Consider the following 25,352-nt stretch of genomic DNA (forward strand, 5'->3'; position numbering starts at 1 on the left):
TTAGTCTAGCTAACCGACGCCAGCGGCCAAGTGTTTGGAAGGCGAGCCATCATAGAGTCAGTAGAGAGAGATACTTTTGGAAATCAATAGTATTATGATTGGTACAAATGAGTTGTAGCTCCATATTTTAAAGGGGGATTTCAGAGAAATGAAGAATAAGAAGGTAATAACTTTGATAATGGCCGCAGCCGCATCATGCTCGTCAGTCTACGCCGCGACATTACCGACCAGTGAGGTAGACGCATACATACTTGCGATGAACACCATGTCACCTATCACTGCAAAGTACACCATCCAGTACAAGCAAGCGGTTGAGCAGAAATGCAATACAGCCCTGAGCGTTGAGCAGCTCAACTCAAAGGCATTCACCAATGTTGTCCAGGCAATGGTGAGTAGTGAGACCGTCGATAGAATGGGGCTTGATGCTGCTGGTGGATCACTCCAGGATACCCTGTCTGTGATCGGCAAGAACGTCACATGCAGTGACCTGAACGCGCCATTTAAAGCACTCTTGGATGATAAGGACTTCACCAGAAAGCATCAGCACCTATCGAAGGTGCTGCATACTTGGAATGAAGTTGTTTCTCAAAGCAAACCCTGAGTAACAAAAAGGAGCCTAACTGGCTCCTTTTTTAATGGGGATGATGTTACGTTCGTGGACGTTATTTTCACTCGGGATATGTAACGTTGAAAAAGGCGTACCGACAAGAGAGTGGTCACATAGCTCTCCATAATAGATGAGCGACAAAATCTCTTGCTCGTTGATTTTTCCCACCTTAAAAAGGTAATTGATTATTGCTGTATCCAGTAGGTCGTGACACCCATTAAGCAGATCCACGATATTGGCCGCAGCTTCATTTTCCTCTCCGTCATCTCGACCGGCTAATACTGATTCAACCCAAGCCTCAAGGCTCGGATGTCCCTCAGCGAGCTCTATTTGACGGCACTCGTTCTCGATCAACCCTGTGATTGCTTCGTTGAGCGTTCCGCCATAAGTCGGCATGTTGAGAACAACTCCAAATCCGGGGATTTCTTTTTGGATTGGCTTCGCATCCTTGGGAGCTGATTTCAGCCACAGGAAAAACCAGATCCCAGAGCTTATGTCTTCCGGCTTGACCTGGTTGGCCGCAAGGAATTTGGAAACCTCGTTACAGATGATGCCATCTGGCGCTGCCATCTCGTAAATACCCGCCATCAGATCTTCAAGGCTCTTATACATATTATCTCTCGCACCTGTACATGATGTTTTCACTATCGTTGTTAAGCGTTTTTTCAGCAAGTATGTTCCAGCGAGACATCTTATACCATTCCATCTAAATCTGTAAAATTACCGTATTACCGTAATTATGATAATTACGGTAAATAAATTTAAGTTCTTCTTGCTGTTGTTCTACTTATTAAAATGTATCTTTGAAAAAGTAGAGTTTTTGGAATAGGATAGGTGGTGCTGAATGCCCACTTTTTACAAGGAGCGCGACCAGTGATTTTTGATGTAAGAGCGACCTTTGAAGTGGCACTCCAGACGGACACCCACCTGGTACTTATCGATCTGGATCAGGGAGCATCAGTTACGAACGATGCTGATGCAGTGATCGCCTGGTTGGCCGCAAACCTCGAAGGTGGAATTGGAAAACGTAAGGTGTACTACCGGGACACCGATGGACGCTTTGATGAGCTCAAGGTTAATGCCGGTGCTTTTGCCGGATTTGCACCTTGTAGCGAAGGCCAGCAGACCACCTTGGCTGGGATGCTCGGCCAGTAACTTTGTGTGGAGAACTCGATGTTAAACAAAAACAAATTTGAGAAAGTTTTAAAGAGAATCCTCGATAAGAACTTTGAGCGCTGCTCTATTTGCAGGAAACCATTCCCTGGACCGTGCCATACTTTTGCTGGTTTGGATTCGGACAATAAAGTTCAGAACGTAGGTTCTTGCTGTCGGACCAGTATTGTGGACTTGCGGCATGGAGGTGTGTATACGACCGCTCCTGTAGATACTCAAGAGGGGCAAAGTCAGGCGCATGAGCTACTCGCAACACATCCTTGTAAGGGGATGATGGGGCATGCTTAGCAAAAAAGTCTTTTTCATTAGTCAAGCGGAGGCCGAAAGACTGGAGCCGGTTCCCGGTGCGGCCATGATCTCCATAACTGACCCAGACAAGTCCCCTGCCGCTCTCGGACAGTGGGGGCAGTTGTACCGCGATAGCTTCTATGACGGCGGCTATTCTGAGAACACCATCCACACGATGAAGGCAGCGTTCCGGATGAATTACGCCTCTTACATTGACTCATCCCAGGCTGAAAAGCTGTCCACCTTCCTGGATGGATTGGTTGGTAGCGGTATCGATCAGATCTTCGTTCATTGCTATTACGGAGAATCCAGAAGTGGCGCGGTAGCGCTGTACCTCCAGAACAAACATGGATTCACTCCGAATAAGCCGATCACCAAGCCCAACCGAACAGTTTACGAATTGCTGTGCAATCCAACCAAGTTTGAACCACTGATGCAAAGCTACGAAACGCAACATATGGAGGAGGAACTACCTCTTCACCTCAAAATATGGGATTTTCTTCTCGTTGCGGTCGGGCTTAGGAGGTGACTTTGCACGACACAAACAATGACAAGGAAGAGCTAGTTTCACATGCGAAAGTAAATGTTCCGGCAGAACAAAGCATTCGCGGTGAACTGTTGCCGTCATCGAGCTCGCTCCGGAACATCCAGGACAACCCCGCCGTCGCCTATCTGGTGAGCCTCGGGTCAAAGCGAAGCAGGCAGACCATGAGCTCATTCCTCAACATTGTCGCCAAGATGATCGGGTTTCAGAACCTTCGTGACTGTGCATGGAGCTCAATGAGGCGGCACCACATATTGGCGGTGCTGGAAATGCTGGGGGATGCAGGGAAGGCTCCGGCAACGATCAACACCTACCTGTCAGCGCTCAAAGGGGTGGCTCTTGAAGCCTGGACGATGAAGCAAATTGATACGGATAGCTTCCAGCACATTAAGCAAGTCCGTTCAGTACGTGGATCTCGACTTCCTAAAGGGCGGGCACTTGAACGCCATGAGATTCGCAGCCTCTTTTTCACATGTGAAAGTGATTCAAGCGCCAAAGGGCTTCGGGATGCGGCCATTCTCGGGGTGCTCCTCGGGTGTGGCTTGCGCCGCTCGGAAATCGTTGCGCTGGACATGGGAAGCATGATCTACAAGGACCGCGCTCTCAAGGTTCTTGGCAAGGGCAACAAAGAGAGAATGGCGTATGTGCCTGGTGGCGCATGGAAAAGACTGGATAAGTGGGTTGAAGAGGTTCGAGGAACGCATGAAGGGCCTTTATTCCCGAGGATCAGGCGGTTTGATGATGTGACTGGAGAGCGGATGTCGGATCAGGCCATCTACCACATCTTGGAGACCAGAAGAGTTGAAGCCGGTCTGGAGATGTTTGCGCCCCATGACCTGCGACGCACCTTTGCCTCCTCGATGCTGGATAACGGTGAGGATATTGTGACCGTGAAGGACGCAATGGGCCACTCAAGCATTGCAACTACCCAGAAATATGACAGACGCGGCGATGAGCGTTTGAAGAGAGCGAGCCAACGCCTCGATATAGCGGATTAACAGCATGAATGATGAAGAACTCGAACTTGCCAGAGCCGAAGCCATGAAAGCCGATAGGTGCTTTTCAAAAGGACGGCTCAGGGACGAATTTCGGATGAAGCCTAAGCCAGGAGTAGAGCCAGTTTCGTTCTACAAAAACGGGTATGGTGGCCAATTTGGAGTGTACCGGATAGCAGATTGCCAACCAATGCGGAGAAGGGGTTGTTCACCGGCATCACAAAAGCAAATAAGGGCGCAATCCATCCTTTCGGTCAAGGCAAGAATGCGTAGCAACCTGGCAAAGGCCTCTGTCATGGCACAAAGGTGGGTCGCTCTGGAACCTCTGGTTCTCGATACCGAGACGACCGGACTTGGTGAAAGAGACCAGGTGATCGAGCTGGCTGTTACTGACATCAGAGGCGCGGTTCTCCTCTGCACCAGATTACGGCCAACCGTGGAAATAGACCCTCAGGCAATGGGTGTTCATGGCATCACCGAGACTGAGCTGTCGAATGAGCCTACGTGGACTCAAGTTGCGCCAGCTCTCGCCCGGCTTTTGTCGGGCCGTCATCTGGTGATATTTAACTCCAGTTTCGACAGTAGGATGTTGAGGCAAACAGCCAGTGCATTTGGAGACCAACTCTCTTGGTGGCAAGAGCAGAACTGTCTGTGCGCGATGAAGCTGGCGGCTGATGCCTTTGGCTCAACCAACCGGCACGGCACAATCTCACTTGCGGATGCCACCTGCGAGGCAGGTGTGAGCTGGAAAGGTCGAGCCCATTCAGCAGCGACCGACGCTATTGCCACCGCCGACTTGGTGACAGAGATAGCCAAAGTCCAACGTGACCTCGTGGTCCAGCTCCAGGAGCTTCAAAGCAAAGGTAATTTGGAATGACAGAACAATCCTACGGCGAAAGCCTCAAATTTTTCTCAGACTGGCAGAAGGACCCCGCGAAACGCACCGGCCTGAATGTGCAACACACGCTAACCAGAGGTGAATATCCTACGGTCAGCATCGAGATTGCGCCGATCAGGGCATCGGGGTCCAGCCCAGACTGGAAAAGCAAGATCACGGTGCAGCTCACTCGCGGCGAACTGACGGCGTTTTGCAGCGTTCTCTTTGGTTTGCGTAGCAAGGCTGAGGGTTCCTATCACGGCGACGCGAAGAATAAGAGCTTTGCGGTTTACAACAACGGCAAGGCCGGTGTTGCGATCATCCTTAGTGAGCGAGGAAACCAGCTCCAGAATTTCATCAATGATGACGACCGAATGGAGCTCGCAGTCTTCGCAGTTCGCCAGCTTTCCAACGCATGGAAAGTTACCCCTTCTGATGCCATCGCGCTGCTACGCCAATCAGCGTGGATGGACCGAAATTTGTCCTAATCGAGCAAATCTAGGCACCCTAAAAGTCGTCCTATAACCACAAAGTTAGACCATCATGCAAAGTGGGGTATAGAGGGTGCCAGCCCCACCCCAGCAGTCCCCCTCAGCCACATTTCTGGCTTGCCCCGCGCTTTTCTTCTTTCTCTCTTTTTCTCTCTCTTTCTCAATCTAATCTCACACACGAAGGTCAAACAGGGCACCCGCCGACGCGAAGCGGAGGCGTATTCTTGCCCCTCCCCCTCATTGCATGATGGTCTAAATCTGTCTACTATGTAACCAATGAACTGTTAGAACAAACCCACACATAGGCGGCAGCATGGCTAAAAACTTCATATCAGAACAATTCTCGGCCATGTGCCGCGACTTAACGAACCTGTCCTCTCTTATCAAACGACTACCGCCACGGTACGCAAAAGTTGCGGCCATCCCTCCTACCGGAAAAGGAATGGAGAACGAGCCCGTCAACAAGATTGTCGTAACTGAACAAACTGGGCGCGAAGCTCTTGAGCTGGCAGCGCACAGCTACAGAGATCTTCACATCAACCCAGACTATTCGCAGAAGTCTGCCAGGCGCACCGTGGGGGTACTCTGGTTCTCCCCTTCCAGGATTGGTGTAGCTGACGAAATTGCGGCGACGGTTGAACGCATCAACGCGGCCAAAGCTGGTATCGAGGAGTTCATTATCTCGACGTACCCCACCAGGCAAGAGAGGTTTGAAGCACTTCGAGCGGACTGCCCTGGTGTCATGACTCTCCACCTTTACAGACAAATTCGGTGCTATACCAATGGCGACATCGACTCTATCCGCTTCACCTGGCAACGGAAGGACTCCTTGAAGAAGCCCGTAAAAGAGGAGCTTTTGCAACGCATCAGAGAGGAGCTGGAGCGATCTGGGCCAGACTATCAACTTCCCCTGGAGCAGCTTATCCAGAAGATCGCCAGCACCCCGGAGCCTTATCTCCGGGAGCGAAGGGAAGTAAAGGTTCAACCGGTGGCAAACGTCATGGCCGCAGGGGTACTCAAAACCGTTACCGCGCCAATGCCCCTGATCGTGCTCCAGGATAAGGATGTTCAGCTCAAATTGCTTCGTAACTTTGACGCCTCAGAACAACGCAAAACTCGATCTGATAAAGCGGCATCGGAAATCCTTGGCACCTTCGGTGGAGTCACTATCGAATCCTTCCCTGGATGAATCAGCGTGACCGCGTAACAAGGCTTTTCCGCAGCCGGAAGGGCTTTGTCCCACACAAACAATTCCAATCGACAGCAGCATGATATATAATTATGATAATTACCGTATTATCGTAATTATCGTAAACATTACAAATTAAAAGGAACGTTCTCATGGCAAGAAAATTGGTTGAGTTTGACGATGTAGCGGCTGCGGCCCAAAAGCTCAAGGACGCCGGTAAACGCCCAACGGTCATCGCTATCAGAGACATCATTGGCAAGGGGAGCTTTACCACCATTTCAACGTATCTCAAACAGTGGTCAGAGGAACACTCCCTCGATGAAGAGCTGGTAGAGGTAGTCCTTCCAGAATCGGTTATGAGCGATGCTGAGCTCTTCCTACAGAAGATCTATACGGTAGCCAAAGCAAGCGCCGATGAACAGCTTGAGCGCGAGCGTGAACTGCTACGACAGAAAGAAATTGAGTACCAGGAAGATATGCAGCAAGCCGTGGACATGGCAAATGATGCCACCGAACGGGCTGAGCTACTGGAAGAACAACTTGAAGCTCTCACCAACAAAAAATCAGAGCTCGATGCGGCCCTTGGTAAGGCAGAAAACTCGCTATCCCTCAAGTCTGCGGAGCTAGAACGCTCACTGGCTGACATTGATAAGCTGGAAAAGCGGATCGTTGAGTTGGAGGGCAAGCTGGAGGCGAAAGCCGCAGATCTGACCCGAGCACAGGATCACCTGGAGCAAGCTAAAAGCGAAAATCGCTCTTTGAGCCAAAAATTGGCAACTACAGAGGGTGAGTTGGAGGAGCAAAAAGGCAAGAGTATAGAGCAGACAGAAAAGCTCCGGGCCGCTCAGGAACAAAAAACATCGTTGAAAGAGCAGCTCGAAAATGTACAGGCCAAACTGGCCCAATCACAGGACTCCCTTGCCACAGCCAAAGCTCATGGCGAATCCGCTGAACGAGAGTGCCAGCGCCTATCTGGAGAGGTAGAAAAGCTGGACGCCAAATTATCCAGCGCCGAAGCAGAAGCTCGCGCTCTTGTTCAAGACAAAGGCATGATGGCTGGTCAGTTGCAGGAAAAAGACCAGCAGGCCAAGAGCCTCGAACAAAGACTCAATGATGCACTGACCAAAATTTCTGGGTTGGAGCAAGAGCTCGCTAAAGCTGGTAAGGGAGGGAAAAAGAAAGAGGAAAACTGATGGCGCGAAAGGCTAAATATTCAGAAGAGTGGCGACACAGAGCTGCGGCTCTTCAAACCAAGATTGAGGAGGCTATGACACTAGCCACCTCATCTATTGGCGACTATCGCTGGTTACACCGTCTCCATAGTTGGGTTACGGAGGTGGCTCAAGGTAAAGCCCCAGACTGGTGGACAGATCTGGATTGTGAAGTATCCCTCCCCCGAGAAGAAAAGCGGATCAGTACGTTCCTCTCGACACAAAAGAAGCGCATCACTCTCCAGATGTGTTTGTCGTAGGGGGCCTCATGAAACAACTTCCTCCTGACACACCAGAACAATCACTGATCACTCAGTACAAAGGGCCTCGCCTTGTCGTTAAGGCCTACGCTGGAACGGGTAAAACCACGACACTGGTGAAGTACGCCCACAACAACCTCGATTCACGTATCCTCTACTTGGCATACAACAGGGCTATCCGCGACGAGGCAAGAGAAAAGTTTCCTGCAAACGTAGACTGCAAAACGTCCCACCAGCTTGCCTACGCCACTATAGGAAGGGGCTACCAGCACAAACTCTCCGGCAACCTAAGGCTCACCGATATTGCCCAAGCGGTGAATACCAAGAACTGGACGTTTGCCAAAGATATTCTCGATACGCTCAACGCCTTTATGTGTAGTGCAGACATGCGGATTCTTTATACGCATTTTGCTCGCGCCGATACGGGTAAAGTGCTTACGTCCAAACAGGAGAGATACCAAATCCAGGTGGTCGAAGGTGCTGAGCTCATATGGAAACGGATGACAAACGTTCAAGATCCGTTCCCGACCGTACACGATTGCTACCTCAAACAGTATCAGCTCGGGATGCCGAATCTGTCTCGCCGGTACACCACCATTCTTTTTGATGAGGCACAAGACGCTAACCCCGTAACAAGTAGCATCGTCCTACAGCAGAACTGCAAGGTAATCCTGGTTGGAGATCGCCACCAGCAGATCTATAGGTTCAGAGGCGCAAACAACGCCCTTGATAGCAAAGAGCTCATGAACGCCGACCAACTCTATCTCACTCATAGCTTCCGCTTTGGCCCCAACGTTTCGCTGGTGGCAAACGCCCTTCTTGAACTCAAAGGTGAAACACGACCTGTTGTTGGCCGGGGACCAGCAGATCAGGTACTCATGTTTTTACCAGGTGACGTGGGCCACCGCGCAATACTTCACCGAACCGTCATGGGGGTTATAGAGACGGCGCTCTCTGCGACCGAATCCGGAGCGCAGGTATTCTGGGTCGGTGGAATCGACGCTTACCAGATCAATGAGCTCCAGGATTTGTACTGGTTTTCGATGGCAGAGCCAGACCGGGTAAAGAATAAGAAACTGCTTGATGAGTATGAAGACTACTTCGAGTATCAAGAAGTAGCGAAGGCGACCAAAGACCCTGAGATGATGAGGGCTGTCAAGATCATCAACAGCTACGATGAAATCCCTGAACGACTCACCACTCTACGACGCAATACAGTCAAAGAAGAGTTTGGGGCTGACATTACGGTCTCAACAGCTCATCGGTGCAAAGGGTTGGAGTGGGACTTTGTTCAGCTCTATGACGACTTTCCGGATGTCCTGGACCCAGAGCTCGACCCAATGGCCCGTGACGATGAAATAAACCTGCTCTACGTTGCATCCACCAGAGCGATGCGAATCCTTGCGTTGAACAGCGCTGTCGAGATGGTTATCCGCTACATCACCCAAAAACGCATGGTCGAGAAGCAGATGAAGATGGCCGCAGAAGCGACAGAAGTTGAAGAGGACACGACCAAATAGTTTGGTCAATTCTTTCACATGTGAAAGTTGACAAATAAAACGCTCTAAGCGCCCTAAATGGGCGCTTACACCTGCCTAATTTCACGCCTCCCACCTCTACCATATCGAGCATGGGAAAATACGTGCGTGAGACTATGAAAAAATCACCTTTGAATTTACTGCTCCTTGCAGCGCTCACGCTGGGGGCATCACACCAGGCTTGGGCTCAAGATGGCACAAGACCTGGTTTTTATGAGCGAAAGGAAGAGGGTTGGTTCTGGTACAAGGAAGAGCCCAAAGAACCAGAGAAAAAACCCGAAAAGCCCAAACCAAAGCCTGTGGCAGAAGCGAAGCCTACACAGCCTAAGCCTGCTGCTCCGCTTCCGAGCGGCCCAGAAATGTTCTCAGCGGAATGGTTCCGGGAAAACTTACCCAAGTACAAAGACCTTGCTTGGAACAATCCTACCGTTGAAAACGTCAGGACGTTTCTCTACTTGCAACGATTTGCGATAGATCGCTCTGAACAATTTTCCGATGCTACAGAGCTGGCGGTCGTAGGTGATCCTTTCTTGGATGAAATTACTCGACGTCCTGCTGCCACGTTTGCCTCACAACAAGTTGATCGTGACGCTGGTAACGCCAAAAACATGCTACTCAAAAGCGTAGCCGAACGCGTAGGGATATTCTTCTTCTACAAGTCCGACGATGACTACAGTGACTTGCAAGCACCGCTCATCAAGATGTTGGAACAAGGAGAAGGATTCTCGATCATTCCTGTATCTATGGACGGCAAACCACTCCCCAGTGGGCTTTTCCCCCATTACAAAACCGATGAAGGCCATGCCAAACAACTTGGTATCGTAACTTTCCCTGCTGTTTACCTCGCATCTCCAGACGGTCAGTTCGCTCCTATAGGACAAGGGCCAATGTCTCTTCCTGAGCTGAATCACAGGATTTTGGTCGCAGCAAAACGCAATGGTTGGGTCACAGACGAAGAGTTTAACCGTACACGTCCGGTACTCAACCTAGAAAACAACATAGCCGAACGCTTGGCCTCACCAGAGCTGGGCTCTGACCTCAAACAACTATCTCAAGCGAGCGGCGATAAAGACAACTTTGTGCCACCGGAACAACTCATGAAGTACATCCGGGACAAATTACAGGAGAACTAAGATGGTCACGCACAAGACATTAAAAAGGAGCCTGCTTGCCCTGAGTGTGGCGGCCAGTCTCGTCATGGCACCGACAGGGGCGATAGCCGCTAACGGCCTCCAATCACAGATGGACAAACTCTTCAATGAAATGAGCAACACAACACCACCTGGGGTTTATGAAAGCCAACGACGTGGCGTTTTAGCTGGTGGCCGGTTCACTGCAAAGACACGAATCTTCGACGAGAACCTGGTGAGCTTTGCCCCTCCATCATGGAAAGCTGGTTGCGGTGGTGTAGATCTGTTCGGCGGTTCGCTTTCCTTCATTAACGCGGATCAAATTGTCCAACTCCTTCGGGCTGTAGCAGCCAACGCCAAGGGCTATGCCTTCCAGCTTGCGCTCGATAACGTTTTCCCGGACGGAGCGAAGTGGATAGAGAACTTCCAGAAGAAAGTGCAAGCGCTCAACCAACATCTGGGCAACTCCTGCCAGCTCGCTCAAGGTTTCGTGAACGACCTAACCAGCGGCATGGACCTTAAACACAAAACTGATGCTTCTATAACCGCGACAACTTCCGGCCTGTATGAAGACTTCTTCGGGTCCAAGCAGGAAACCAGCGGCAAGAGTCCTCTGGAAGAACTGAAAGCCAACAAACCTGACGAATACAACAAGATGATTGGCAACATCGTCTGGAAGCAACTCAAGAGCAACAACGCCAACACCTGGTTCCAGTACGGGGATAACACCCTTCTTGAAGCGATCATGTCTTTAACCGGCACAGTCATCATTGGTGATCTGGTAAACGACCCGAACTCAACCGGCACTGGTGCGAAAACAACCCCTCTGACGACCCTACCAGGTAACAAGATCACCTTGTCAGACCTGATTTCAGGCGGTTCTGTTGAGATCTATTCCTGTGATTCTGATACGACCAACTGCCTGAGTGCTGGCTCCAGCAATAAAACTGTCGTGCTCAAAGGTATCAAGAACCAGATCACCGATATGCTGTTAGGAACAAGCTCTACACCTGGTGTGATCTACAAATACGCAACGAACTCTGGAACCTTAACCGACCCAGAAAAGGCCTTTGTTTCTAACCTCCCCGGAGGGATTGGCACCATTGTTCGTAACTTGTCTGTCCTTTCACAGGACGGCGCTAACCTGTTCGCAACAGAGTCATCAGGAGCGATAGCCCTGACCATGATGTATAGCTTCTCGGAAGAGTTCTTCCGCGCAGCTCGCATTGCGATGGCTAACAGCAAATCACCCTACAAGAAAGAGGCACTAGAGCTTCTCGCGCAATCGCAACAGCAAATCCGTGCTGAATACACAATCCTGTCCTCTCAATACGGCGATCTGGCAAGCCAAATTGAGAAATACAACAACCTACTGGACAACATCCGCAAGCAAAAATACATGCTGGCAACTTTGTCCAATCCTCCTAGCACGAACTAAGGAGCTATTGGAATGGGATCTTTTTCAATCCACTCTATCGGTGACTCTGCTTTTCTGGAGCAAATCCTGATTGCAGTATCAATGATCACCGGCACCGGGGATTTCGAGAAGATGGTCAGTATTGGCCTGCTTCTTGGGGTCTTGATGATCTGTATTCAGTCCGTCTTTCAGGGCGCAAAGCAAATCAACCTCCAGCAAGTGCTGGTAGGTTGGATTCTATATGCCTGTTTCTTCGGCCCAACCACAACTGTGACTATCGAGGACGCTTATACAGGGCAGGTTCGAGTCGTCGCCAATGTCCCTATTGGGGTAGGCTTTGCTGGAGGTGTCATATCCAACGTGGGATACACCATCACCAATTTGTTTGAAACTGGATATGGGGTAATCGTACCCAATGTCACGGAAAGCCACTTTTCCGAAACACTGAAACTGTTGAATGACGTCAGACGGCGAGCCTATGACACAGGAGTTTTTACTGCGCTTAACTCAGCAAATGGAGGCGGCTATGTTGACGTGAGGCGTTCCTGGAACAATTACATTCGGGAATGCACGTTAACCAAAGTCGATCTCAACCTAATGTCCCTTGATGAGTTGATGAACCGTTCAACTGACTCAGCTTTGCGATTCAACTCACAGCTCTACGGAACTAGGTTGTATTTGTCTACAGCAAACCCTGACGGCGCTGACTACACATGTACTGACGGATGGGTGGCTATTAGCACTGCAACCGCCAACCTAAGCAGCCCGGTTGTTGTTGATGCTCTTAACAGCCTACTGGGTATTGACACGTCAACTGGAGACAACGCTCTAACGAAGCTGACCGATTCGCTTCAAGCGATGGGTGCCACAACTACGTCATCAATCGACTATCTGAAAGCCGCCGTTCTGGAGCCCCTCTATTATGAAGCCGCAGCAGGACGTTATCAGGACCTCCAGGATTATGGCTCTGCATTGATGGTCAACCAGGCTATTCAGCAACGGAACACACAGTGGGCCGCAGAGCAGTCGATGTTCATGACCGTCGTCCGACCAATGCTGACGTTCTTTGAAGGCTTTATTTATGCTATAACCCCGATCATTGCTTTTATTATCGTGATGGGCAGCTTCGGCCTCCAGTTAGCCGGGAAATATGTACAAACCATCCTCTGGATTCAGCTATGGATGCCAGTCCTCTCAATTATAAACCTGTTTGTTCATACCGCCGCGTCAAATGAGATGTCTAGCCTCAGTGCTGGTGGTCTCAACTCCATGTACGCTCTTTCCTCAACTGGAGATGTTCTGCAACACTGGATTGCAACCGGCGGCATGTTGGCTGCGGCCACTCCGGTGATTTCCCTGTTTATCGTCACAGGTAGCACCTACGCCTTCACCAGCTTGGCATCGAGAATAAGTGGTTCTGACCACGTTGACGAAAAGATGCAAACGCCAGATCTACTCAAGCAAGGTCCGGTTATGCAAAGTCAGCCAGCGTACAATCACAACCAGTTCAGTGGTGCGATTGCAAACGGCGCAGAAAGCATGATCAGTACCTTCTCGCTTGGCTCCACCTTAGCATCAGGCGTGAGCTCCGCACAGGCATTACAAAGTCAGAAATCGGAGGCTTTCCAAAGCACTCTTGGTCGAGGTTTTTCTGATGGAGTAAGTCAGGATCAAGCCTATTCAAGACTCTCCAATGTCGGGCGCAACGTTTCGTCGCAAAACACAGCTCAAAGCCAATTGATCAACCAGCAAGCCAAGAACTTCATGGATAAGTTCCAGGTGGATGATAGCCACTCTGATGCTGTCAAAGGTGCTTTTGCCATGCAGGCTATGGGCACACTCGATGTTGACGAAGCTGCGTCCATGCTTATGCCTATGGTTGGCAAGGCCAGGGCAGCAATGAAGGCCGCTGCTGGTGTGAAATCAAACAGTACAGCCCTAGTTCCTGCTGGTGGTAATGGCGAATCAGGCGGCGGCAGTGATGTCCTGGACATCAAAGCGCAAGCGAAGGGAGCAACAGAGTCATCAACTCAAGACTCTTCAAGCTGGTCAGCGAGTGATGTGTCCCAGTTCATGAAGGGTGTGAGCTATTCGCAAACCGATAGCCAGGCGTTGACAAATCAATTAGCGCAGGGTTTCAGCCGTTCTGGAAGCGAGTCATTCAAGCAAACCTGGGGCGATAGCTTATCCCAGAACCTATCCAAGTCCGCTTCGGAACTGGTGTCTGCATCGGACACCTTCACAACAATGAGTCAGCTCCAAAACCAAATGGGCTCCATGACTAATACCGACTTTAAAACTCTCGGTGGTGCAGTAGCACAAACCCCTGCGGCCATGAACCAACTGAATGACTATTTCCGAAATGCCGCGCCGCAATCGGTTAAAGACGAGGCGGCTTCACTACAGCAAAGATACCAAGCCTACGGAATGTCTCCTCAAGTGGCCCAGGCAGCAGCGCGAATGACAGCAATGACCAACTCCAAAAATTACGAACAGGGTAAGGAGCTTGGCGGGTATCAAGCCGCACTACAGGCGATCAATACCGCGTCCGGTCGCAACGGAGCATTTAGTGGTGATGCTTACGGAAATAACGGCATTGAAGGCCCGAATGTTCAAGGCCTACCAGGTCAGGTTCAAGGGGCTGTAGGCAGTGGACCTAACATCCCAACCGGATTCCGGGAGAATGTGGCTGGGATGGCTGGAACTAATCCGGCATCAGAAGCTGGGCAGTTACCAACGAATAGCCCCCTTGTTCAAAATGAACATGCAGCCGGTACGTCAGCTCTTCATAACCAAGCACAGCAAACAGAGCGAAATGTATCTGCTCCTGAACTGAAAAAAGCCCAAGATAACCTTATGAACTCGCTTCCGGAAATGTCTTGGAGCGCTTCGGCGTGGGGAGCGTGGGACAACTCCAGTGATTGGATGGGCCGCAGAGCTGAACAAGCAGGTGGAGCTCTCATTGCTGGTGGTCAAGCTGGCGCTGATGCGTTCTCAAGAGCGATGGATCAAATGAGAACGATGACACCTGAACAACGCGACCAATTCATCGCGGCCACTCAACGCGGCGACCAGGCCGTGCAAGAGGAGTTTGGCTGGGCCGGTGATGCGATGGTCGGTATGGCTAAACTTGGCCGCAACGTCATGGGAGCTGCTGCAAGCGGCTATGATGCAGCGAAGGAGTGGTTAACTGGTAAATCTGATCTATCGGAAGCCGCTAAAGGGATGAGCATTGAGGAACGCGGCGCGTTCTATGCAGCAGCGCTATCCTCTGCCGCAGAAGCTGGTGGTGGAGCCGCGCAGCAGTTTATGAACCAGTACGGTGATGAGTTCAAAGAAACGATGCAGTCTATCGCTCAAAGCCGTTATGGGCTGACTGAATCCCAAGCCGCTGTTTATGCCGAATCGTTTGACACAAACGAAGGTCGCATGAACCAGGCTGTTCAGAATCTGAAAATGGAGTATGCAGAACGTAACCCGGATGGCTCACCGATGATGCAAGGAGGTCAGCCTGTTCTTTCTCAGCAAAACGAAGAGTTTACGGACAAGCTGGTAAACGTATTGCAGAACTCGACGGAAGCTGGAGACCGTTCAGGTAGCTATTTGACTGCCGTCAGGGGGTACAACATAGCAAATCAAAGGTTCTAAAAGACCAACCAAATAATAAGGGGGCCAGCAGGCCCCCTTATTCGTCTCCAGCTCCAATATGGAAGCGCTGGTCAAAATCATAGGAATCTTGAAACCCACCAGTTTGTTTTTTTCTGCGCCGGGTAGGTGGTGCCTCTTTATATGCTGACCGCGCAACGCGGATAAAGCACGTTAGTCCAAACAGAGCCCCGACAACCAAAGCAACTTGCCACTGGAAGTAAGCGATCCCTCCCCAAAAGATAACAGCAGCCCAAAGGCTTTTGTGAACCAGAAATAGGAAACGAGCACCCCAAACGCCGAAGGGAGCCAGCGCCACACCAAGTCCCCAAGGTGTGTCAGCCATCATGGCTATTCCCAGAAGCACCATTCCCAGCAGAAGAATATTGACCACATGTTTCATATCAACCCCCTTACTCTTTACCTCCAGTTTACCACGGCATCAAAAAATGCAACTGTGAAAATTTGACTATTTTTTGCTAAACAACCATTCCATTGGCAACTTCTTCGATTAGAATTTGCCCTCAAACTTTCACATGTGAAAGTTTGCCCTTACGGAACAAGGCGTTTATTGACAAAGCATTACATAGTTGAACATGTCAAACAAATCGCATACACTATGGAATAGGCCATTGCTAACGCTTTGGTCCCCATCTGCAACACCGCAGAGTTCTCTTTCTCAAATATCTCTTTCTGTAAACACCATCATCCTTGTGTGGTCGGGATGCGCCTTTGCCTTCCCTGCCCTCCTCAGCTCCTGCTGTATTCGCAATTTCAGCCCTCGCTGTATCCCTAAAATCACTTATACCTAAACGCTATTTAATATCACAAAATACCGCACTCCCCGTGCGCTATTTCCGCCATTCTTTTGGCGCACTTTCCATTGCTATCGCAAAAATATCCGTATCCCATTGATTACTAAAAGTATTGTAACTTTGTTCCGTCGGTACAAAGTTAAGTGTATGTTTTTAAAGGTTTTTTATTGTTGACAGCATCATTATTTGGGCTTGTAAAGGCGCAAAATGTGTCAGTTTGTGACAATAGAAGAACTCTAAAAGCGTTCATCGAATAACGCACTTTTTGTATGGCTAACAACGCAGTTTAAAGGGTGGCAAACAATGGATAAATGCCAATTGATAGACATCCCAAGCGACCCAGAGAAGAAACGTGAGTGGATCAAGTACAAACTCAAGATCCAGGGGCTTTCTCTGGCCGCATTGGGCAGAAAACACAAAACATCTCGGCAGGTGGTGTCTACGGCACTCTATAAGCCCAGTCCACGCTGGGAACATGAGATAGCTACAGCTTTGGGTGTGAAGCCGTCTGAGATTTGGCCGGAGCGGTACGACGAAGAACACGAAATACCCCTCAGACATAAGGAGGCAAGCTGATGAAGAACAAAGCCAAGGCGCTAGTTCTGTCTGCGGCTCTCCTTTCATCAACAGCGAATGCTATTGACCTGAGCGGAACCATCTTCGACAAAGCAGCGAAAGCATATAACCTCGACCCTCTTCTAGTGTATTCGGTCGCATTGGCCGAATCTGCATCAGGGAGAGGTAATGGCTCTATAAGTCCTTGGCCTTGGACGCTTCGCGTTCCTGGGCTTCCTTTCTATGCTAAGTCGGAAGATCAGGCAAAGGCTAAGCTCGCTGAGTTTCAGCAGCAGTACGGTCGTGCCATTGATGTCGGGTTTATGCAAGTGAGCATCCGGTGGAATGGTCATAGAGTTTCTTCTCCAGCAGATCTTCTCGACCCAGAGACCAACGTCATGGTTGGGGCAGAGGTGCTATCAGAAGCCATTCAGTCATCTCCAAATGACTTGGAGCTTGGCGTTGGCCGCTATCACGCCTGGGAAGACGAAATCCGAGCCAGAAACTATGGTAGCCGAGTCTTGGCTATCTATCGCAACCTTCGTGATTTGTGAGGGGGGCGGAATGTTGGAACTGGATATTATTGGTGCGTGGGATGCAAGAGCCGTCAACCTCGATCAAGAAGAAGCTGATAGAAACGTCTACGAGTTCGATCTGACATTGTGGAACCTGCTATCCACTCTGGCAAAAGAACGTCCAGATGATGCGGCCTCACAATTTTCTTTGGGCATGGACACCGTTCAAAAGCTGTCACTGGCAACACCTTCCCAATTGGAAGCTCTGGCCTCTGGCGTGTTGATCTCTTTCAAACTCGAAACAGCAGAGCAGAACATCATCACGCGACTCTCTGGCGACTACGACCCTGTAGTTTTTATCAACCATAGTGTTGATGAATTTGATGCTGCCTACTGGTTGCTATTTAACCGCGTCGCATCGAGAGACCCGGAGATGGCAAAGGAAGTTTTCGGGGTTTCGAGAGAGCTTGCGGAGCTGGTGGCTAAGGCAACAGACAGCCAGTTGCGCCACATGTCTGGAACAACGGTTACGCATTTTACGCTTCGTTTTGCTCCGAGCATCATTGAAGAAATTCTCGATGACAGCCGGGAAGAGTTAACACACCCGGTATTGAAAAAACTGCAACAGTCTCTACAGGGACGTGGGAGGTGGAGATGAACATTGGCAACTCTGGTACATTGGGTCGCTGGGTTACAGCTCGACACATGGCCCTTGCTGGGTACATCACAAAAATCATCATGATCGAGACTGGCCTGACCTACAAACAGGTCAGACGGCTTTACCAGGATCTGGAGAGGGACGGATATACTCTGGAACGAAAATCCAGAACTTTCCGGGGTGGTGCGACACTGATTCATAGTCACACATCCAAGATACAGGCCTCTCTTCTAATGCAGCTCTACTTCAACATTGGTGGAGAAGCCGTGTTGCGGTCTGTGAACATCAAAGCCTTGAACAAGGCATTTAGAATGTATCACGCAATCCGCAAAGAAGTGCCCGGAATGAAAGGTGCTCGGTGGGCTCCGTTTGATATTACTGATGCCTGGTGTCTTGCTTCGGAGCTGAGAAGTGGGGACGCAATGCTGGAGGTGTGCGACAACTGCAAGTGTACGTACTTCACCTCTGTTAATCAAAGAACCTGCGTTGAATGTCCGTTCTGCAAAGAACAAGGAAGGCATGGTGGTGGGGAGAAAGAGTGTGCTTGAGTAGACTATGACATTTCGGACCAGAAGATGAGCGCCCAAACTTTGCGGCGCTCATTTTTTTACTTCTTCTGTGGGATACGGTAGCGCTCCAGCTCGACAGCTCCCAACCCCTTGAAAGCATCCGGGCGACGTCCTTGCCCACTCCACGAAACTCCGTCTTTTGAATATTTAGCATTATCAGGTTCTGATCTGCTCGTGAACATTTCGTTGAGCAAGCCGATGTCCACACCGCAGGATTCCATGTCGCTCATTATTCGCTCAGCCTGAGCTCGCTTTTCTTTTTCTTCTTCTTCTCGCTTTTTGTACTCTTCCTCCAGTTCATTGAGAACGCCCTTCATTCTGTCAATGATCTCCCGAACTTCATCTAACGGGAGTCCTCGCAACAGGGTGCGAATGCGGCTTTTACGCTTTAACTCTGCGATTATTAACTCTCTACGTTCAGCCGCTGATAGCGTAGAGAACTCCTCGTGGTCTTTCATGTCATACGGAGCCCATCAGTTTTCCTTTAAGTGAATCACGTTGAGAGTTCAGTTTTGCGTCAGTCTGCACTGGCGAATTTTGATGCTGTGCAGGTTGACTCTCTGAACTCTGTTGCTCAAAAGACCCAATGTTGCCAGAAAATCGAAGAGAATAAAGACCCAATAGAGCAAGGGCGCGGAGCCGATCACTACGCGCCTTATGCTGCATCTGGGACAGTTCACGATAGAGCTCCGGAAAGGCTTGCTCCGATATGTTCAGATTAGATATTTTTCCATCCCATTTGCTACCAGCCACAACGACCTCCTATCTATCAGCCGCAGAACCAGAAGCCCCTGGCATTGGATGCCACGGATTCGTTGGGCAGTACGATCCTGCTCTTAGGGAAAAGCTCCTTGGCCGCATCTTGGTAAGCCTCGGCACCGCCGCCAGCCAGCAGAACTACGTCAGCATCCATCCCGTCCTCACGCATTGACTTCCGCATAGGGATCAAGGCGTTTTGAGCGACTTTGGTTGAGGCTTTCTTGAAGTAGTCTTTGATCGATACCTTTTCACCGTAGAGGAAGATTTCGGCCTTACCGGCACGAATAGCTTTCTCGATCTTTTCGATGCCAGGGGCACCGCCGTGGTCTTCCTGAATTAGCCGGTCCGTTTCCTGTAGCAACACCGACATCGCCTTGAGGCTGGTGCCAGATGAGTGATAGCGGACCTCTCCCTCTTCAAGAGCTACCCAGTCTACAGAAAAGAACCCAGGGTCAATTACAACGGTTTTTCCTCCCTGGATAATCTCCAGGAGGTCTTCATCTTTGGTTGAACTTACAACATCCATGTAAGCACCGGCAGGTTGAGGTACAACCACGACAGACTTAACCGCTACCGATCGTTTTGGCGTGATCTGGTGTTCGCCCTCAAGCCGAGCTTTCAACGCCTCTCTGCGCTCTACGTCCATGTACTGACTAACAGGCAGGCCAGTCACCAGCACATCGATCTCCTTCTGCTCGGACATCAGGAGTGCAGCGTAGAAAAGAGCCTTGTATGGATTGGTCGAAGGATAGTCGCCGTGAAGCTCACGCTCCCATCCTTGCAATCGGTCAGGCTCGACGCCTGCAACCCATTTCTCTCCATCAATCACAACCTGAATGCAGGTCCCTGCACCGCCAGTTAACTGTTGTGGCATCAGTTCCAATGGACCTGCCCCCACCGGCATGACGACTGTGCGAGCTTCCTCACCTTTATACCCCATTGCCATTTTCAGGTTGGAGTAACCAATATCCAAACCCAGAACAAATTGACTCATGAAATCCTCCAAAGATTGCTTTTAGATTGCTTTTCGATTGCTTGCCGCGTGTTGGATAGAGAATAAGGCTAAAAGCGGGGACAGATGGCCTGTGTAATTGCCCAAAAGGGGCATATAGGTTGCTTTTCGGTGGCTTTTTGATCGTTGAGTAAGGGAACCTATGGGAACGCTGCACGGATAGGCTCAGATAAACAGACCTTACCCTCGCATCGAGAACCGCTTGCCCTCCAGCATCGAGAGACGGTGGTAAAGAGGCATTTGGAATCTTTGATGCCATATCCAATATATCTGGAATCTTTACATATAGATTCATATTTAAAGAGGCTGTGAAAGAATAAGAGCATCAAGATTCCAGATAGATAGAGGGAAATTTGACAAATTCCAAAGATGGGTTAGCCTAGTGACAGAACTAGATTCCAGTATTGGAATAATCAGCTTTAAATTCCAGATAGATAGTTATGTGGATAGGAATTGGATAGGAATTGGGAGGGTATTGAGGTGAGTCTACCAACAGAGCGATGGCTAGATCTGCTAGATCCGAAGCTCGAAGAAGAACGATCCGAGATAACAGAGGATCTGCTAGAGGCAGAGGGACGAGAGTTTGTTGCAGAGGTACGGAGCAAACTGGATCACGCCTTAGCGGTTCTTGCTGTCGAGGCGCAGCAGGAAGCGGACATGTACTGGAACGCGCACAAATCAGCGCGTGAAGAAGCGTCAGAGGACGAACAAGGGCGTGTCGGTACACGGGTTCGCATTCTAGGCGTATCACTCGTTGCAGAGTGGTATCGCAACAGATTTGTCGAACAAGTTCCCGGACAAAAGAAAAGGGTTCTATCGACACATATCAAGAAGGGTCGCGGTCATGCCTACAGCATGTCGCACTTCAAGAAAGAGCCTGTCTGGGCACAAGAGTTGATCCAGCAAGTTGAAACCAGGTATGCCGTGTTAAGACAACGCGCCACTGCCTTAGCAAAAATTCGCCGGGCGCTAAACGAGTACGAGCGCCAGCTAAACAAGACACATAGCGACGAGGTGTGACAACATGACAGCATCTGTAGCGGCCACTGAATTGGCGAAACTGGGGAAATGTGAAGCGATGATCAAGAAAGTCGCCAGCCATCCTCGCCCTGCCCTGTCAAAGCGCCCACAATCGCCACAGGGGACAGATAGCACCCTTCGGGGTGAGTTCGCTCATTTCCGATATGAAGCGGCAGCCCTGCGTTTTATGAGCGGCACTGCGGGGGCTAAGCGTCGCATCTACCAGCTAGTGTTTTCAGCGACGGTAGCAGCGGGAGCATTGACAATGCTGGCGGCATGGACCACCAGCTAGAAAGTATCGACGGAACAATCATGAGCAAGAGAACCAAAGACAAAGACCTGGAGAAACTCGACGTAATCAAAGACTCACCGCAAATGAGCCTGTTTGAGATCATTGAATCTCCGGCCAAGAAAGACGACTACTCCAACACCATCGAGATCTACGATGCGCTGCCGAAGTACATTTGGGACCAAAAGCGTGAGCATGAAGATTTATCCAACGCTGTAGTGACACGACAATGCACCATCAGAGGCCAGCATTTCACGGTGAAGGTGAAGCCAGCCATCATCGAGAAGGATGACGGAAGAACCGTGCTGATCTACGCGGGACAGCGAGAGGAAATCCTTGAGGATGCTCTACGCAAGCTCGCAGTGAACGGGAAAGGCCATATCATCGAGGGCAAGGCTGGAGTCATGTTCACTCTGTACGAACTCCAGAAAGAGCTCTCGAAGATGGGTCACGGTTACAACCTGAACGAAATCAAGGAAGCAATCCAGGTTTGTCGTGGCGCAACACTCGAATGTATCAGTGATGACGGCGAAGCCTTCATCAGCTCCAGCTTCTTCCCGATGGTGGGACTTACCACCAGAGGTGAGTTTCGCAAGAAAGGCGGGAACGCCAGGTGCTATGTGCAGTTCAACCCGCTGGTAAACGAATCGATCATGAATCTGTCGTTTCGTCAGTACAACTACAAAATCGGAATGCAAATCCGCTCCCCTCTTGCACGGTACATCTACAAGCGAATGAGCCACTACTGGACTCAAGCATCGCCAGATTCGCCGTACACGCCATCGCTTATCAGCTTCCTGACACAGAGCCCTCGTGAATTGAGCCCACGGATGCCGGAGAACGTCAGAGCTATGAAGCTCGCTCTGGAGGCCCTCATCAAACAAGAGGTCATAAGCGACTACGACGCGAACCAGATCAAGGATGGCCGCAGAGTCATCGACGTGCGGTACGTCATAAGGCCTCATGAGAACTTCGTGAAGCAGGTGATGGCGTCCAACAAGCGTAAGCAGCAGACAGAGCTACGGGCCATCAAGCAAGGCATGATCGACCACGACATCATTGATGAACCCCAGCGTAAGGGGAGGTAGCCACCAGAAGCTCCCAATACCCCAGGGAAAAGAAAGATAGGCGCGTCAGCGCCTTTTTTTATGCCAGAAGAAAGCGCACAAGGTACGCCCACAAGGAAAGACCGGAAACGGAATGCCTCCGCATATGGGGGAGCTGCACGGATAGAGCGAACGTGACCCCAGATGCTTCGTGGGCTGAGGCTCGATATATGGGAACGTTGCACGGTAGTTGCAAGCCGAGTCTCAGTATCGTGCAAGCGTAAGCCACGACGAAGGATAAGTGCCATGCTGCTCCAGTGGTTCCCGTAGAGTGGTTCCCGTAAGGTATTGATAGTTAAAGGGTGAGGATGTGGGGGACCTGCACGTTATGAGATTTGATATGTGGGTACGTTGCACGAAAGCAGGTTCTGAACCTCTCGATATATGGGAACTCTGCACGATTGACGAAGCAGAACAAAGATTGACAGATCAGGACAAACCTAAAAAGGCAGTCAAAATGACTCCAATAGTCCATAAAGTGATCGTGCTCACATAAAAAGAGGCCAAAAGTTATCCACATTTCCTGTGCATAAACGGGGTTTTGGTATGTGGGAGCGCTGCACGATCACATGTGGGTACGCTGCACGGAGCAAAAAACGACCAAAATTGATATATGGGAACGTTGCACGTTAAGAAGAGAATATATGGGCTGACTGCACGTATAACCTTAGACATGTGGGAACACTGCACGAACACCAGTTCTGATATGTGGGAACGCTGCACGAAAGCTCTGTTTTGTAAGGATTTTGTGGAAAAAAAAGGGGTTCCGTGTGGATAACAGTGGATAAGATCCAAGGGTATGTGGGGGCGTTGCACGGCAACCTATGGGTTCGCTGCACGGCAACCTATGGGTTCGTTGCACGGAATAAATATGAAAATGCCAGCAATATCAATGCGTTGAATGACAACTCAGAGCGCCTAACCTGTTTTTAACCGCTTTTAATCCTTTATACAAAGATCTAAAGATCTTTATATTTATCCTTTTGATCGCTGAGCAAAAAATAATCAACACTGTTTTTTAGAGAAAAGTCTCGTATGCAAGGCCGAACAGGACGAGTATCACTAACAAGATAAGCATCGACAGCACAAAGTAACCAGACTCGTACACCACAGCTTTGATCACAGAAACGACGCTGATCGATCTTCCAGAGATCCTCCCGATGATCCAGTGAAACGCAACGAACGAACCAAGCCCACAGATCAGCACCACCGCTACGGAGACAAGTGCATGTTCCCTCAGGACAGACTCACTAAGGAAACCATACTGCATCCCCATCAATACAAGCCTGCCAATGCCAAACCCCAGACCCAATGCAACAGCTCCACGAACCAGCACAACCTTCAACGACTGGAGCCATGTCAGTTCAAGATCCATCCCCTTACGGGAAGACCGACGCACCAGCACCATAGATATGCCCAGCCCCAAAAACACCAAAAAAACAAAATCCAACATTACCACCTCTGCACAAATCAATCAGAACCACAGGCCTCTCGGCCAAATGCGCCACCAGGGAGAACCCACTTCTGCCCCTCCGGCACAAAAATCGGGAGCGTGTAATCCTCTCTGGATACCTGCTCCAATGCCTCAACATCACTAATCTGTATCGGCGCAACAGCAGAACCTAAATCTATTACGTCGATTTTTTTTCTTGATACCGTCACACCAAAGGTTTGTTCATACTGAGCAATCTTCCCAGCTCGTTCAGGCCAGTAGTGACGGATAGTGGACCAGATACGCTGTGAGTTGTAGATGCAGGTCATACACGAAGACCGGCTCCAACCAAGGCGATAAGGGACTGGGGCCAGAATGCGGTGACGCTCGATTACTTCCCATACCTCTTCCTCAGTCCAATGAAGAACGGGCCTCCAGGCATCAACTAACCGTGCAGTCTTCCCATATCTTCTGTCACAGGCATGAGCCTCAAGCTGGTTGTACTTGGATCTGTTTGCACTTTCCTCCCGGCGCTCACCAGTGATGAAAAGGATCTTCTTCCCCTTGAAGCGCTCCTGGTTATTAAGAGCTCTGCGGCCAACATCGATCTTCAAGGCTGATGAACACCACCTTGTTTGGAGTGATGGCGATTGCTGAGGGAAACGAAGGCGTGTACCAGGCTTAGAGCGCTTATGGTCTCTAGGCAGCACCAGAAGCCCCTCAGGCGTCTCTACACGATGGGGGTGGCTATAGGCATTGTCTTTGAGCATTTCGCCCTCAAAGCCGCCCTCAAGCCACGAGAAGTACATTGGGACACCCAGTTCTTCCCCGAGCTGACGACAGTAATCACGCATGAAGGCCCAATCCATCAACGAACTACCTTCCTGACCATCAACATCATGGTGCCAGAACTCCACCTTTGACTTATCAACACCCATGTCCACCAGCCGCAAGTACGCAGCAATCGAGTCCTTGCCTCCAGACAGGCAAACAATGATGTGGTCGTACAAACTCAAGTCCACATCCGGCGCTGAGAAGTACGTTGTTCTATCGTCACAACGCTGACTGGAAGATATACCGGTAAGAACCGACTCCAGTGATGGCAACACCACCTGGTCATCGAACAAATCTCCTTGGTTTTCTCGTCTCAACATAAGTCGCTCTTTTTTCTTTACTGGGTTGTTTTTATGATTTACAGTATTATAAAATGATGCTGTGAAAAGTAAAGTTTTCAGAACGACCAGTCACTCAGGAGAA

27 protein-coding genes are annotated in these 25,352 nt (G+C 50.0%); 20 read left to right on the top strand and 7 right to left on the bottom strand.

Annotation, left to right across the window (positions count from 1 at the left end; all coding sequences use genetic code 11):
- Positions 1 to 178 precede the first annotated feature (178 nt).
- The gene (locus R7Q11_RS17710; protein WP_002210564.1) at positions 179 to 601 is read left to right on the top strand and encodes a hypothetical protein; all 423 of its coding nucleotides are present in this window, start codon (positions 179 to 181) and stop codon (positions 599 to 601) included.
- Between the two features lie 15 nt (positions 602 to 616).
- Here the strand turns inward: R7Q11_RS17710 and R7Q11_RS17715 are convergent, their stop codons facing one another.
- On the bottom strand, positions 617 to 1,279 hold the full coding sequence (locus tag R7Q11_RS17715; protein WP_015063586.1) for a hypothetical protein: 663 nt from the start codon (positions 1,277 to 1,279) through the stop codon (positions 617 to 619).
- Between the two features lie 201 nt (positions 1,280 to 1,480).
- Here R7Q11_RS17715 and R7Q11_RS17720 point away from each other — a divergent pair, with 201 nt between their 5' ends.
- The 12 genes from R7Q11_RS17720 (at position 1,481) to R7Q11_RS17775 (ending at position 15,368) form a co-directional block, all read left to right on the top strand.
- On the top strand, positions 1,481 to 1,762 hold the full coding sequence (locus R7Q11_RS17720) for a hypothetical protein (protein ID WP_000575657.1): 282 nt from the start codon (positions 1,481 to 1,483) through the stop codon (positions 1,760 to 1,762).
- 298 nt (positions 1,763 to 2,060) lie between these two features.
- On the top strand, positions 2,061 to 2,597 hold the full coding sequence (locus R7Q11_RS17725) for a hypothetical protein (protein ID WP_000949433.1): 537 nt from the start codon (positions 2,061 to 2,063) through the stop codon (positions 2,595 to 2,597).
- A 2-nt stretch (positions 2,598 to 2,599) separates the two neighbouring features.
- Positions 2,600 to 3,610 (top strand): tyrosine-type recombinase/integrase, encoded by a 1,011-nt coding sequence (locus R7Q11_RS17730; protein WP_000543934.1) that lies wholly within the window; start codon positions 2,600 to 2,602, stop codon positions 3,608 to 3,610.
- Between the two features lie 4 nt (positions 3,611 to 3,614).
- Positions 3,615 to 4,484, top strand: coding sequence for a 3'-5' exonuclease (locus R7Q11_RS17735; protein WP_000997323.1), 870 nt, complete (start codon positions 3,615 to 3,617; stop codon positions 4,482 to 4,484).
- Positions 4,481 to 4,972, top strand: a complete 492-nt coding sequence (locus R7Q11_RS17740; RefSeq protein ID WP_000139717.1) for a hypothetical protein — start codon at positions 4,481 to 4,483, stop codon at positions 4,970 to 4,972. The genes R7Q11_RS17735 and R7Q11_RS17740 overlap by 4 nt, the downstream gene beginning before the upstream one ends.
- A 316-nt stretch (positions 4,973 to 5,288) precedes the next feature.
- Entirely contained in the window at positions 5,289 to 6,164 is an 876-nt protein-coding gene (locus R7Q11_RS17745) for a DNA replication terminus site-binding protein (protein ID WP_001097010.1), read from the top strand.
- A gap of 152 nt (positions 6,165 to 6,316) precedes the next feature.
- A complete protein-coding gene (locus R7Q11_RS17750; protein WP_000101568.1) occupies positions 6,317 to 7,357 on the top strand; it encodes a DNA-binding protein in 1,041 nt (346 codons plus the stop codon).
- Complete coding sequence (locus R7Q11_RS17755) at positions 7,357 to 7,635, top strand: hypothetical protein (protein WP_000101263.1); 279 nt, start codon at positions 7,357 to 7,359, stop codon at positions 7,633 to 7,635. Before R7Q11_RS17750 ends, R7Q11_RS17755 begins: the two co-directional genes overlap by 1 nt.
- A gap of 8 nt (positions 7,636 to 7,643) precedes the next feature.
- A complete protein-coding gene (locus R7Q11_RS17760) occupies positions 7,644 to 9,155 on the top strand; it encodes a UvrD-helicase domain-containing protein (RefSeq protein WP_000811656.1) in 1,512 nt (503 codons plus the stop codon).
- A 134-nt stretch (positions 9,156 to 9,289) separates the two neighbouring features.
- Positions 9,290 to 10,306, top strand: coding sequence for a conjugal transfer protein TraF (gene traF / locus R7Q11_RS17765; RefSeq protein ID WP_000749520.1), 1,017 nt, complete (start codon positions 9,290 to 9,292; stop codon positions 10,304 to 10,306).
- A 1-nt stretch (position 10,307) separates the two neighbouring features.
- Positions 10,308 to 11,741, top strand: a complete 1,434-nt coding sequence (locus R7Q11_RS17770) for a conjugal transfer protein TraH (RefSeq protein WP_000256129.1) — start codon at positions 10,308 to 10,310, stop codon at positions 11,739 to 11,741.
- Positions 11,742 to 11,753: 12 nt separating this feature from the next.
- Complete coding sequence (locus R7Q11_RS17775) at positions 11,754 to 15,368, top strand: conjugal transfer protein TraG N-terminal domain-containing protein (RefSeq protein WP_000534551.1); 3,615 nt, start codon at positions 11,754 to 11,756, stop codon at positions 15,366 to 15,368.
- A 37-nt stretch (positions 15,369 to 15,405) separates the two neighbouring features.
- Here the strand turns inward: R7Q11_RS17775 and R7Q11_RS17780 are convergent, their stop codons facing one another.
- Positions 15,406 to 15,768, bottom strand: coding sequence for a hypothetical protein (locus tag R7Q11_RS17780; RefSeq protein ID WP_000683483.1), 363 nt, complete (start codon positions 15,766 to 15,768; stop codon positions 15,406 to 15,408).
- A 715-nt stretch (positions 15,769 to 16,483) separates the two neighbouring features.
- On the opposite strand from R7Q11_RS17780, the gene R7Q11_RS17785 reads away from it, so the two are divergent.
- From R7Q11_RS17785 to R7Q11_RS17800, 4 genes are read left to right on the top strand one after another with little or no spacing between them, the layout of a single operon-like run.
- Positions 16,484 to 16,756, top strand: coding sequence for a transcriptional regulator (locus tag R7Q11_RS17785; protein WP_000356489.1), 273 nt, complete (start codon positions 16,484 to 16,486; stop codon positions 16,754 to 16,756).
- Positions 16,756 to 17,289: a transglycosylase SLT domain-containing protein gene (locus tag R7Q11_RS17790; protein ID WP_000790610.1), complete on the top strand. Its 534-nt coding sequence runs from the start codon at positions 16,756 to 16,758 to the stop codon at positions 17,287 to 17,289. Before R7Q11_RS17785 ends, R7Q11_RS17790 begins: the two co-directional genes overlap by 1 nt.
- Positions 17,243 to 17,908: a hypothetical protein gene (locus R7Q11_RS17795; protein ID WP_002210562.1), complete on the top strand. Its 666-nt coding sequence runs from the start codon at positions 17,243 to 17,245 to the stop codon at positions 17,906 to 17,908. Before R7Q11_RS17790 ends, R7Q11_RS17795 begins: the two co-directional genes overlap by 47 nt.
- Positions 17,905 to 18,456, top strand: a complete 552-nt coding sequence (locus R7Q11_RS17800; protein WP_001020646.1) for a FlhC family transcriptional regulator — start codon at positions 17,905 to 17,907, stop codon at positions 18,454 to 18,456. Before R7Q11_RS17795 ends, R7Q11_RS17800 begins: the two co-directional genes overlap by 4 nt.
- Positions 18,457 to 18,515: 59 nt before the next feature.
- On the opposite strand, the gene R7Q11_RS17805 is transcribed toward R7Q11_RS17800, so the two are convergent.
- From R7Q11_RS17805 to R7Q11_RS17815, 3 genes are read right to left on the bottom strand one after another with little or no spacing between them, the layout of a single operon-like run.
- On the bottom strand, positions 18,516 to 18,935 hold the full coding sequence (locus R7Q11_RS17805; protein ID WP_000651490.1) for an H-NS family nucleoid-associated regulatory protein: 420 nt from the start codon (positions 18,933 to 18,935) through the stop codon (positions 18,516 to 18,518).
- Between the two features lies 1 nt (position 18,936).
- A complete protein-coding gene (locus R7Q11_RS17810) occupies positions 18,937 to 19,230 on the bottom strand; it encodes a hypothetical protein (RefSeq protein WP_000919078.1) in 294 nt (97 codons plus the stop codon).
- A 16-nt stretch (positions 19,231 to 19,246) separates the two neighbouring features.
- A complete protein-coding gene (locus R7Q11_RS17815) occupies positions 19,247 to 20,230 on the bottom strand; it encodes a ParM/StbA family protein (protein ID WP_000077457.1) in 984 nt (327 codons plus the stop codon).
- A gap of 498 nt (positions 20,231 to 20,728) precedes the next feature.
- Here R7Q11_RS17815 and mobI point away from each other — a divergent pair, with 498 nt between their 5' ends.
- From mobI to R7Q11_RS17830, 3 genes are read left to right on the top strand one after another with little or no spacing between them, the layout of a single operon-like run.
- Positions 20,729 to 21,268, top strand: a complete 540-nt coding sequence (gene mobI / locus R7Q11_RS17820) for a conjugative transfer protein MobI(A/C) (protein ID WP_001447712.1) — start codon at positions 20,729 to 20,731, stop codon at positions 21,266 to 21,268.
- Positions 21,269 to 21,272: 4 nt separating this feature from the next.
- Positions 21,273 to 21,560: a hypothetical protein gene (locus R7Q11_RS17825; RefSeq protein ID WP_000127321.1), complete on the top strand. Its 288-nt coding sequence runs from the start codon at positions 21,273 to 21,275 to the stop codon at positions 21,558 to 21,560.
- Positions 21,561 to 21,580: 20 nt separating this feature from the next.
- Complete coding sequence (locus R7Q11_RS17830) at positions 21,581 to 22,645, top strand: RepB family plasmid replication initiator protein (protein ID WP_000044788.1); 1,065 nt, start codon at positions 21,581 to 21,583, stop codon at positions 22,643 to 22,645.
- A 1,036-nt stretch (positions 22,646 to 23,681) separates the two neighbouring features.
- Here the strand turns inward: R7Q11_RS17830 and R7Q11_RS17835 are convergent.
- Together R7Q11_RS17835 and R7Q11_RS17840 are read right to left on the bottom strand one after the other, a co-directional pair.
- Positions 23,682 to 24,116, bottom strand: coding sequence for a hypothetical protein (locus R7Q11_RS17835; RefSeq protein WP_004201092.1), 435 nt, complete (start codon positions 24,114 to 24,116; stop codon positions 23,682 to 23,684).
- 17 nt (positions 24,117 to 24,133) lie between these two features.
- Entirely contained in the window at positions 24,134 to 25,249 is a 1,116-nt protein-coding gene (locus tag R7Q11_RS17840) for a phosphoadenosine phosphosulfate reductase family protein (RefSeq protein WP_000946104.1), read from the bottom strand.
- Positions 25,250 to 25,352 lie beyond the last annotated feature (103 nt).

The organism is Vibrio sp. 970, assembly GCF_033339075.1.